This window comes from Aeromonas sp. Prich7-2, assembly GCF_017939255.1.
GTDB lineage: Bacteria > Pseudomonadota > Gammaproteobacteria > Enterobacterales > Aeromonadaceae > Aeromonas > Aeromonas caviae.
Genome location: NZ_JAGKRI010000004.1, coordinates 24,427 through 35,496, shown reverse-complemented (window position 1 = coordinate 35,496; position 11,070 = coordinate 24,427). Strand labels below are relative to the sequence as shown.

At 65.1% G+C, this 11,070-nt stretch carries 8 protein-coding genes; all 8 read left to right on the top strand.

What is annotated here, in order from left to right; translation table 11 throughout:
- The first annotated feature begins 29 nt into the window (after positions 1–29).
- The 8 genes from J9892_RS00730 to tldD all read left to right on the top strand — a co-directional run bounded on the left by J9892_RS00730 (position 30) and on the right by tldD (position 11,035).
- Positions 30–1,070: a rod shape-determining protein gene (locus tag J9892_RS00730; protein WP_005308111.1), complete on the top strand. Its 1,041-nt coding sequence runs from the start codon at positions 30–32 to the stop codon at positions 1,068–1,070.
- A 41-nt stretch (positions 1,071–1,111) separates the two neighbouring features.
- The gene (gene mreC, locus J9892_RS00725) at positions 1,112–2,020 is read left to right on the top strand and encodes a rod shape-determining protein MreC (RefSeq protein ID WP_029313545.1); all 909 of its coding nucleotides are present in this window, start codon (positions 1,112–1,114) and stop codon (positions 2,018–2,020) included.
- On the top strand, positions 2,020–2,505 hold the full coding sequence (gene mreD, locus J9892_RS00720; protein WP_010672635.1) for a rod shape-determining protein MreD: 486 nt from the start codon (positions 2,020–2,022) through the stop codon (positions 2,503–2,505). The genes mreC and mreD overlap by 1 nt, the downstream gene beginning before the upstream one ends.
- A 52-nt stretch (positions 2,506–2,557) precedes the next feature.
- Positions 2,558–3,145, top strand: coding sequence for a Maf family protein (locus J9892_RS00715; RefSeq protein WP_010672636.1), 588 nt, complete (start codon positions 2,558–2,560; stop codon positions 3,143–3,145).
- A gap of 79 nt (positions 3,146–3,224) precedes the next feature.
- A complete protein-coding gene (gene rng, locus J9892_RS00710; protein WP_010672637.1) occupies positions 3,225–4,694 on the top strand; it encodes a ribonuclease G in 1,470 nt (489 codons plus the stop codon).
- The gene (locus J9892_RS00705) at positions 4,695–8,597 is read left to right on the top strand and encodes a YhdP family protein (protein WP_210537851.1); all 3,903 of its coding nucleotides are present in this window, start codon (positions 4,695–4,697) and stop codon (positions 8,595–8,597) included. It begins immediately after the preceding gene.
- A gap of 125 nt (positions 8,598–8,722) precedes the next feature.
- Positions 8,723–9,529, top strand: coding sequence for a carbon-nitrogen hydrolase family protein (locus J9892_RS00700; protein ID WP_043154366.1), 807 nt, complete (start codon positions 8,723–8,725; stop codon positions 9,527–9,529).
- Between the two features lie 57 nt (positions 9,530–9,586).
- The gene (gene tldD / locus J9892_RS00695; protein ID WP_161469776.1) at positions 9,587–11,035 is read left to right on the top strand and encodes a metalloprotease TldD; all 1,449 of its coding nucleotides are present in this window, start codon (positions 9,587–9,589) and stop codon (positions 11,033–11,035) included.
- Positions 11,036–11,070: the final 35 nt, after the last annotated feature.

Below are 11,070 nucleotides of genomic sequence, written 5' to 3'. Positions count from 1 at the left end.
CCTCCAAATTCTTAGGATTTCCCGTAGCCATGTTCAAAAAGCTCAGAGGCGTCTTTTCCAACGATCTGTCGATCGACTTGGGAACTGCCAACACCCTGATCTATGTAAAAGATCAAGGGATCGTCCTTAACGAACCCTCAGTTGTCGCCATTCGCCAAGAGCGCGGGAACGCCAAATCGGTCGCTGCTGTCGGTCATGCCGCCAAGCAGATGCTGGGTCGTACCCCGGGTAACATCTCCGCCATTCGCCCGATGAAAGACGGCGTGATCGCCGATTTCTACGTGACCGAGAAGATGCTGCAGCACTTCATCAAACAGGTTCACGACAACAACTATTTCCGCCCCAGCCCGCGCGTGCTGGTGTGCGTGCCCTGCGGCTCCACCCAGGTGGAACGTCGCGCCATCAAGGAATCCGCTCTGGGCGCCGGCGCCCGCGAGGTTTACCTGATCGATGAACCCATGGCTGCCGCCATCGGTGCCGGCCTGCCGGTCTCCGAAGCGACCGGTTCCATGGTGGTGGACATCGGTGGCGGTACCACCGAAGTGGCCATCATCTCCCTGAACGGCGTGGTCTACTCCCAGTCCGTGCGCATCGGTGGCGACAAGTTCGACGAAGCCATCATCAGCTACGTCCGTCGCAACTACGGCAGCCTGATCGGGGAAGCCACCGCCGAGCGCATCAAGCACGAGATCGGCTCCGCCTATCCGGGCGAAGAGGTGCGCGAGATCGAAGTGCGCGGTCGCAACCTGGCCGAGGGTGTGCCCCGCAGCTTCACCCTGAACTCCAACGAGATCCTGGAAGCGCTGCAAGAGCCGCTCTCCGGCATCGTCTCCGCCGTCATGGTGGCCCTGGAGCAATCTCCGCCCGAGCTGGCGTCCGACATCTCCGAGCGCGGCATGGTGCTGACCGGTGGTGGTGCCCTGCTCAAGGACATCGACCGTCTGCTGATGGAAGAGACCGGCATCCCGGTCGTCGTGGCTGAAGATCCCCTCACCTGTGTCGCCCGTGGCGGTGGCAAGGCGCTGGAGCTGATCGATATGCACGGTGGCGATCTGTTCCACTACGAATAAGACCCAAAGCCGGCCGAGCGCCGGCTCTTTTTTGACGACTCATGAAACCCATCTTCGGTAGAGGCCCTTCGCTTCAGTTACGGTTGTTTCTCGCCGTCATCATCTCCGTCGCTGCCATCGTCGCGGATTCCCGCTTCGGTGTGTTCAGCCATGTCCGCGTTTATCTGAGCTCCCTGGTGAGCCCGCTGCAATACATCGCCAACGCCCCCGGCACCCTGCTCGACACCATGTCGACCCAGGTGCAGACCCGCGCCGATCTCATCGAGCAGACCAAGCAGCAGGAGCAGCAACTGTTCACCCTGCGCTCTCGCCTGCTCAAGATGGATCAGCTGGAGCACGAGAACCAGCGTCTGCGCGAGCTGCTGGGGTCACCTGTACACAAGGAGTCCCGCAAGATGGTGGCCGAGCTGCTGTCGGTGGATTCCGACCCCTTCAGCCATCAGGTGCTGATCAACAAGGGGGCGCTGGATGGCGTCTACAACGGCCAGCCGGTGATCAACGATCAGGGGGTGGTCGGTCAGGTGCTCCACGTGGGCTCCACCACCAGTCGCGTCCTGCTCATCACCGACTCCAGCCACGGCATCCCGGTGCGGGTGCTGCGCAACGACTTGCGCGCCATCGCCTCCGGCAGCGGCGAGCTGGACAAGCTGGAGCTGCGCAACCTGCCCCGCAACACCGACGTCCAGGTCGGCGATCTGCTGGTCACCTCGGGCCTGGGCGGCCGCTTCCCGGAAGGTTATCCGGTGGCGACCGTGACCCGCTCCGACTACGTGGAGGGCAAGCCCTTCGCCCAGATCGAGGCCAAGCCCCTGGTGGCGCTGGACCGTCTGCGCTACCTGCTGCTGCTGTGGACCGACAAGAAACCGGAAGTACACGACAAGGATGCCCTTGAGCCTGCGGCGAGCGCCTCGGCGGCCACGGCAACCTCGGCGGCGGGGGCGACGCGCTGATGCTGCAACCCGCCAGCGGCAGGATCTGGATCTGGTGTTCGATCCTGCTGGCCCTGTGCCTCTCCATCCTGCCGCTTCCCTTTCAATTCGAACCCTTCCGTCCGGACTGGCTTGCCATGGTGCTCATCTACTGGGCGCTGGCGCTGCCGCACCGGACCAACGTCGGCACCGCCTGGGTGGCGGGCCTGCTGCTGGACGTGCTGCTCGGCAGCACCCTCGGCGTGCGGGCCATGGCCATGGCCATCACCACCTACCTGGCGGCCTTCCAGTTCCAGAAGATCCGCAACTTCTCCCTCTGGCAGCAGGCGCTGATCATCGGTCTGCTCTCCCTGGTGGGGAAGATCACCGTGTTCTGGGCGGAGCATCTGTTCAGCCGGGCCAGCCTCAACTTCGCCTACTTTTGGTCGACGTTGACGACGATGTTAATATGGCCCTGGATTTTTATGGTCTTGCGCAAGGTGCGGCGTCGCTTCAATATCAAGTGAATGTGAATAAAAACAACGCATTGTAACTGCGCATCGTCTCATTGAGTGAAGTATGAACAAGCACAACGAACTGCAACTCTATCTCGCCTCGGGCTCCCCCCGCCGGCATGAGCTTCTGACCCGCCTGGGCTACCGTTTCGAGGTCCTCAAGCTGGATGTGCCGGAGCTGCGCAACGACGGTGAGAAGCCCCAGGATTACGTCTGCCGGCTGGCCCGCGACAAGGCCATGGCCGGTGTGGCCGCGGCGCCCACGGCGCTGCCTGTGCTGGGGGCCGACACCATAGTGGTGCTGGGGGAGCGGGTGCTGGAGAAACCCTCCGACCTGCTGGACGCCAAGGACATGCTGGAAGCCCTCTCCGGGCGGGTACACCAGGTGATGACGGCGGTGGCCCTGGCCACCCCGGAGCGGTGCGATGTGCGGCTGGTCACCACCAACGTGGCGTTTCGCAAACTGGACGAGGCCGAGATCGAAGCCTACTGGCGCACCGGCGAGCCGTGCGACAAGGCGGGCGCCTATGCTATCCAGGGCATTGCCGGCAAATTCGTCAGTCGCCTCGAGGGGAGCTACAGTGCCGTGGTCGGCCTGCCCCTGCTGGAGACGGACCTGTTGATCAAGCAGCACCTCGAGCAGACCCGGTAATCCTCTCGTCAGCAGTGCGCTGCTGAGTTACCCGTTGTTCGTCGTGCCAGAATTCAAAACTAGAAAGGCAAGGTAACTTATGTCGGTAGAACTGCTGGTAAACGTCACCCCCTCCGAAACCCGGGTCGCCCTGGTCGAGAACGGTCTGCTGCAGGAAGTGCATGTGGAGCGTCAGGCCAAGCGCGGCATCGTGGGCAACATCTACAAGGGCAAGATCAGCCGCGTGCTGCCCGGCATGCAGGCCGCCTTCGTCGACATCGGGATGGACAAGGCCGCCTTTCTGCACGCCTCCGACATCGTCCCCCATACCGAGTGCGTGGCGATCAAGGAGAAGGAGCAGTTCCAGGCCGGCAACATCGCCGAACTGGTGCGCCAGGGGCAGGACATCATGGTACAGGTGGTCAAAGACCCGCTCGGTACCAAGGGAGCCCGCCTCACCACCGACATCACCCTGCCATCCCGTTATCTGGTCTTCATGCCGGGCAGTGCCCACGTGGGGGTCTCCCAGCGCATCGAATCCGAGGCGGAGCGCGAGCGCCTCAAGCGCACCGTGGCCGGTTATGTGGACGAACTGGGCGGCTACATCATCCGCACCGCCGCCGAAGGGGTGGGGGAGCAGGAGCTGGAACAGGACGCCGCCTTCTTGAAGCGCCTGTGGCGCAAGATCCTCGAGCGCAAGCAGAAGTACCCCCCCTGCAAGATCCTCTATGAGGATCCCAGCCTGGCGTTTAGGGTGGTGCGTGACTTCGTCGGTGCCGAGCTCGACAAGATCCGGGTCGACTCGCGCCAGAGCTTCGATCAGCTCAAGCGCTTCACCGAGGAGTACGTGCCCGAGCTTGCCAACAAGCTGGAGTACTACACCGGCGAGTCGCCGATCTTCGATCTCTACGACGTGGAGAACGAGATCCAGCGGGCCCTGGAGCGCAAGGTGGAGCTCAAATCCGGCGGCTACCTCATCATCGACCAGACCGAAGCCATGACCACGGTGGACATCAACACCGGGGCCTTCGTCGGCCATCGCAATCTGGAAGAGACCATCTTCAACACCAACGTCGAGGCCACCGCCGCTATCGCCCGTCACCTGCGCCTGCGCAACCTCGGCGGCATCATCATCATCGACTTCATCGACATGCAGTCCGAGGATCACCGTCGCCGGGTGCTGCACAGCCTGGAGCTGGCGCTGGCCAAGGACAGGGCCAAGACCAACGTCAACGGTTTCTCCCAGCTCGGGCTGGTGGAGATGACCCGCAAGCGCACCCGGGAGAGCCTTGAGCACGTGCTCTGCGCCGAGTGCCCCGAGTGCAAGGGGCGCGGCCGGGTCAAGACGGTGGAGTCGGTCTGCTTCGAGATCCTGCGGGAGATCATCCGGGTCAACCGCGCCTACGACGCGGATCAGTTCACCGTCTATGCGGCCCCCTCGGTGGCCGATTACCTGCGGGGGGAAGAGTCCCACAGTCTGGCGGAGCTGGAAGTCTTCATCGGCAAGCAGGTCAGGGTGGTCTCCGAGCCGCTCTGTGGGCAGGAACAGTTCGATGTGGTGATGATGTAATTGGTCTATCGCTGGCTGAGTCGGGGCTGGTTGGCCCTCGGAGTCTTCTTCGTGCTGCTGGCCGTTCTGGTCAGCGTGGTACGACTGGGCGGCCCTTTGCTCAACCAGCACCGGGCGGCCGTGATAGGGACCCTGCTCGGGGAGAGTCAGCTCGAGGTGAGCGTGGATCACGTCGGGCTGGAGTGGACTCCCCGCGGCCCGGCCATCGGGCTGGAAGGACTGGCCATCGCCCCCGATTCGGGGCGTTTCTCCCTGCGCCTTGGCAAGGTGTGGGCCCACCTCGACTTCTGGCGCTCCCTCAACGAACTCAGACCGGTGTTTGGCCAGTTGATCCTGAGCGACGGCAACATCGCGCTGGACATGACCCAGCCCGCCACCCCTGTCAGCGGGAAGAGCGCGAACCAGCAGGAGGCCCTGCTGCGCTTCCTGCTGACCCAGCTCTCCACCTTCGACATTCACGACACTCGCCTGAGCCTCACCACGGCACTGGGGGAGGTGCGCGCCCTCGACATCGCCCAGTTGCGCTGGCAGAACCGCGGCAAGCGGCATCAGGGGGTCGGCAAGGCCTATCTCATCAACGGGGTGGGGGAGAGCACCCTGGACCTCATCATCGATGTGGATGCCCCCGAGGTGCGGCTCGACCGCCTCAAGGGCCAGCTCTATCTGGGGGCCAGCGAGCTCGACATCAGCCCCATGCTGGCCAGGATCCACGCCGGCGCGCCGCCGGTGAGCGGCCAGCTCGACTTCCAGCTCTGGAGCGAGTTCGAGAAGGGCAGACTCGGCAACTCCCTGCTGGCCTTTGGCAACAACCACCTGATCTGGAAAGACGAGATCAAGGGGGAGCCGCACCGCCTCGACCTGCAGGGGGGCAAGATCCAGCTGCGCCGGGACGGCGAGGCGTGGCAGCTCGCCAGCCACGACGTCACCTTCAAGCTCGATGGCGCCACCTGGCTGCACAGCCGCCTGCAGCTCGAGCGCATCGGCTCACGCATCCAGGGCTATGTGCCCGCCATCGATCTCGACCAGATTGCCAACCTGAGCCAGCTGGTCTCCGGCCTCTATCCCGAGCTGACCGAGACCCTCAAGCGCACCCGGCCAAGGGGCCAGTTGCAGGAGCTGGTCCTGCAAGCCGACGGGGACTGGCAGGGGCTCTCTTTGCAGGGGCAACTGCGCGGCTTCGGGACCCGGGCCTGGCATGATGTGCCCGGCCTGCAAAAGCTGGACGGTGACTTCTGGCTGACCCCGAACGGGGGGCGTGCCCGCCTGACCCTGGGCAAGGGCAAGGTGGATCCGGCCCGCCACTTCAAGGAACCCATCCCGGTGGACAGCCTGAGTGCGGCCCTCGACTGGTGGCGGGCGCCCCAAGGCTGGGTGCTCTATGGCCAGGACATTGCCCTGGACAACCCGGATCTGCGCCTCGCCAGCCGGTTTCGCCTCGAGCTGTTCGAGCACCCCTTCCTCGCCCTGACCGGGCGCATCGACGTCAAGAACGCGGCCCATGCGGATCGCTACTACCCCCTGGCGGTGATGGATGAGGGGCTGGTGAGCTACCTGAGCGGCGCCATCAAGGGGGGCAAGGCCAAGGGTGCAGACTTGCTCTGGTACGGCGAATTCCGTGACTTCCCCTACGACAACGGCAAGGGTGTCTTCCAGGTGGCGGTGCCGCTGCAACAGGCCACCTACGAGTTTTTCCCGGGCTGGCAGCCGCTGACCGACCTGCAGATCGATCTGCTGTTCCAGAACGCCAGCCTCGACATGAACAGCCGCGCCACCCAGCTCGGCAAGGCCAGCTCCGACTCGGTGCACGCTTGGATCCCGGACCTCTATCCGGGTGCTCACCTCTACGTGGATGCCAGGGTTGAGGGCGAGGGCAAGGCCATCAGCGACTATTTGCAGGACTCGCCGCTGGGGGGATCCGTCGGTCAGGCGCTGCGGGAGGTGGAGATCCGCGGCCCCATGAAGGGCACGGTGAAGCTTGACATACCGCTGGATGGCGAGGGGGAGGTCAAGGCCAGCGGGGAAGCCAGCTTCAAGGACAACAAGGTGAGGATCGCCTCCCTGGACCTGCCCCTCGACGGGGTCGCAGGGACGCTCGAGTATGACAACGAGCAGACGCGCATTCACAACCTCAAGGCCAGCCTGTGGAACCAGCCGCTGACCCTGGATTATCAGGGGCGGCAACTGCCCCACGGCTATCAGGCCGACCTCAAGTTCCAGGGGCAGTGGGACAGCCGCCGCCAGCGCCGGGACATACCGGCCCTCGAGATGCTCCAAGGGCGCAGCAACTGGTCCGGTACCCTGGGGCTGACCCTGCCCGAGAACAAGGCGTTCAGCTTCCAGCTGGCGCTGGACTCCAACCTGCAGGGCATGGGGCTGGATCTGCCCGTGCCCCTGACCAAGGCGGCGGGTACCCGGCTGCCCCTCAAGGTGACGGCCCGTGGGCGGGATGGCAGCGCCGACATCCGCGCCGTGCTGGGGGCGGACATCGACATGCAGAGCCGCCTGGTGTACGGCGACGGCGTGCCCTACCTCAGCCGGGTGCGGGTCAACATCGGCCAGCCCGGGGCGCGGGTGATGCAGGACAAGCCCATGCTGCTCGCCATCAACCAGCAGCAGGCGGACGTAGCCGGCTGGCTGGCCCGTCTCAAGCAGTGGCTGCCGGCCAAGGCGCAGGCGACGCAGGGCAATGCGGTGGTGGGTCCCGCTTTCTTGCCCCAGGAGTGGTGGGTGGATGGCCAGCTGGCCCGTGCCGACATCGGCAGTGCCAGCCTCAAGGCGGTGCACTTCACCCTGGGGCCGGTGAACCAGGCCACCGAGGTGATGATCGACAGCCCCGACGTGATGGGGGTGGTGCGGGTGCCGGTGGCCGACGGACGTCCCATCGATGCCAAGTTTGCCCGCATCTACTGGTCCGGCAAGGGGATCGATCTCAGCCCGGATCCCGATGAGCACCAGGACAGGGCCATCATGGACGCCATTCCCTGGCTCACCTTCAGTTGCGTGGATTGCCGCTTCGGCGAGCTGCCCCTGGGGGAGGTGAAGGGGGAGCTGCTGCCCGGGGCCAACCGGCTGGATCTCAAGGGACTGGAGATGCGCCTGGCGGGCAGCACCCTGCGCGGCAGCGCCGAGTGGCTGGCCCGTGGCAGCCAGATGCAGACCCGTGCCAGGGTGAACCTCGAGACCCGCAACAGCGAGCTGCTGCTCAAGCGGCTCGGCTACACCTCGCCCATCGGGGATGCCCCGGGCAAGCTGGCGCTGGATCTGAACTGGCGTGACGTGCCCTACCGCCTGAGCCTGCCGACTCTGGCGGGCAGTGCCGACTACCAGCTGGAGGGAGGCACCCTGCGGGAGGTCAACGACAAGGGGGCCCGACTGCTCTCCCTGCTGAGCCTCGACTCCCTGATGCGCAAGCTGCGCCTCGATTTTCGCGACGTCTTCGACAAGGGCTTCTATTTCGAGTCCATGTCCGCCTCCGCCAAGGTCAATCAGGGGGTGGTGGAGAACAACGACTTCTACATGAAAGGGGCGGCGGGCAACCTGCGAGGCAAGGGCATCGCGGATCTGGTGCGCTGGCGGCTCGACTTTGATCTGAGCTTCTCCCCGAACCTGGGGGGCACCCTGCCTGTGGTGGCGGCCTTCTCCCTGACCCCCATCACCGGGCTCTATGTGCTGGCCCTCTCCAAGCTGCTGGAGCCCGTGGTGGACGTGGTGACCCGCATCGATTTTCGGGTCTCCGGCCCGCTGGACGCCCCCAGGCTGGTGGAGGCGGGGCGGGATCGCGCCCGCATCAAGCTCAACCAGCACCAGAAGGATGCGGTGGATGCGGTGGCGCCCGGCCTGCCCGACAAGGAGGTTACCCCCTTCCTGCTCAATCCCAAGCATCAGGGCTCGGGTCAGCGCTGAGGGCCAGCGCCGGGCTGGGGGACTTTCCCCCGGCCGCCAAACCCCTCATAGTGCAGATATTGCCCCGCGAGCCGAGAAGGCCTTCTGTCACCGGTCACCGGCTCGCCCAACAGAAGGAGCGCGTCATGTGGCTAGCCGCCATGCAGTTGATTTCGGGTCGTACCTGGCAGGATAACCGGGAGCGGATCGCCGCCGAGCTGGCGAGTCTGCCCGGGGAGCGCCCCTTGCTGGTGCTGCTGCCGGAAAACTTCGCCCTCTTTGGCGAGCGGCAGGGGTATCTGGACGGGGCAGAGCCATTGGGAAATGGCCCAATCCAGCAGCAACTCTCTGATTGGGCCAAATCCCACGGCATCTGGCTGGTGGCCGGGGCCATGCCCACCGCCATCGCCGGTGCCGACCACATTCACACCAGTACCCTGGTGTTCGATCCCGACGGCGAGCTCAAGGGGCATTACCACAAGATCCACCTGTTTGACGTGGACGTGGCGGACAATCACGGCCGCTACCGGGAGTCGGAGACCTTCAGCCCGGGTGATCAGCCTGTGCTGGTGGACTCCCCCTTTGGTCCCCTCGGCCTCTCTATCTGTTATGATCTGCGCTTTCCCGAGCTGTACCGCCAGTTGGCCCGGGCCGGTGCCCGGGTGCTGCTGGTGCCTGCCGCCTTTACCGCCGTCACCGGCGAGGCGCACTGGGAGCCTCTGCTGCGGGCCCGTGCCATCGAGAACCAGTGCTACGTGGTGGCCGCCAACCAGGGGGGCACCCACGAGACGGGGCGCCAGACCTGGGGCCACAGCATGGTGATCGACCCCTGGGGCCGGGTGCTGGCCTGTCGGGCGTCGGGGCAGGGCACTGTGCTGGCGCCGCTGGATGGGGCCCTGGTCGATGAATTGAAACGCACCATGCCGGTGCTGCAACACGCCCGCCTGTTGTGAGCCCGCGGCCGTGGATTTAACCGTTACGACATCTCGCATGAGAGTGGAGAGAAAGATTTGAGTCTATTGAGCCAGGTTAGTGCCTCCCTGTTGGCCCCGAACGATCTCGACGAAGGGCGGCTGCAACAGCTGCTCGGCAGCCTGATGAGCCATCAGGTGGAGTTCGGCGACCTCTATTTCCAGCGCAGCTGGCACGAGTCCTGGATGCTGGAGGACGGCATCGTCAAGGATGGCAGCTACAACATCGATCAGGGGGTGGGGGTGCGCGCCGTCAGCGGCGAGAAGACCGGTTTCGCCTACTCGGACGAGCTGAGCCTGCTGGCGCTGCAACAGTCGGTGACTGCCGCTCGCGGCATCGCGGCCGCCGGTGCTCACGGCAAGGTAAAAGCATGGGCTCGCACCGAAGCAAACCTGCTCTACCCGGCGCTGGATCCCCTGCAGACCCTCGACAAGCAGCAGAAAATTGCCCTGCTGGAGCAGATGGACAAGTTCGCCAGAAGTCTGGATCCCGCCATCAATCAGGTGATGGCCTCCATCAGCGGGGTCTATGAAGAGATCCTGGTGGCCGCCACCGATGGCACCCTGGCCGCCGACGTGCGTCCGCTGGTGCGGCTGTCTGTGACCGTCATCGCCGAGAAGGGGGATCGCCGTGAGCGCGGCAGCGCGGGGGGCGGTGGCCGCTTCGGTTACGACCATTTCCTCGAGCTGGACGGGCTCGAGAGCCGGGCGTTTGGCTATGTGCGCGAAGCGGTGCGCCAGGCCCTGGTCAACCTGGAGGCCATCGACGCCCCGGCCGGCACCATGCCGGTGGTGCTCGGTGCCGGCTGGCCCGGTGTGCTGCTGCACGAGGCGGTGGGTCACGGTCTGGAAGGGGACTTCAACCGCAAGGGCTCCTCCGCCTTTGCCGGGCGCATCGGCGAGCAGGTGGCTTCCAAACACTGCACCATCGTCGATGACGGCACCCTGCCGGGTCGGCGCGGTTCCGTCTCCATCGACGACGAGGGGACGCCGGGGGGCTACAACGTGCTGATCGAGAACGGCATCCTCAAGGGTTACCTGCAGGACAAGCAGAATGCCCGCCTGATGGGGGTACCGCTCACCGGCAACGGCCGCCGCGAATCCTACGCTGCCCTGCCGATGCCGCGCATGACCAACACCTACATGCTGGCGGGTCAGTACGATCCGGCGGAGATCATCGCCTCGGTGAAGAAGGGCATTTACGCCCCCAACTTCGGTGGCGGCCAGGTGGACATCACCTCCGGCAAGTTCGTCTTCTCTGCCTCCGAGGCCTACCTCATCGAGGATGGCAAGATCACCGCGCCCATCAAGGGGGCGACCCTGATCGGCAACGGCCCCGAGGCGATGAGCCAGGTTTCCATGGTGGGCCGTGATCTCGCGCTGGATCGCGGGGTCGGGGTCTGTGGCAAGGAGGGGCAGAGCGTGCCGGTCGGCGTCGGCCAGCCCACCCTCAAGCTGGATCAGCTCACCGTGGGCGGTACCCAGTAAGGTCACACACCTTTGTAAACCCCGGCCCGGCGCCG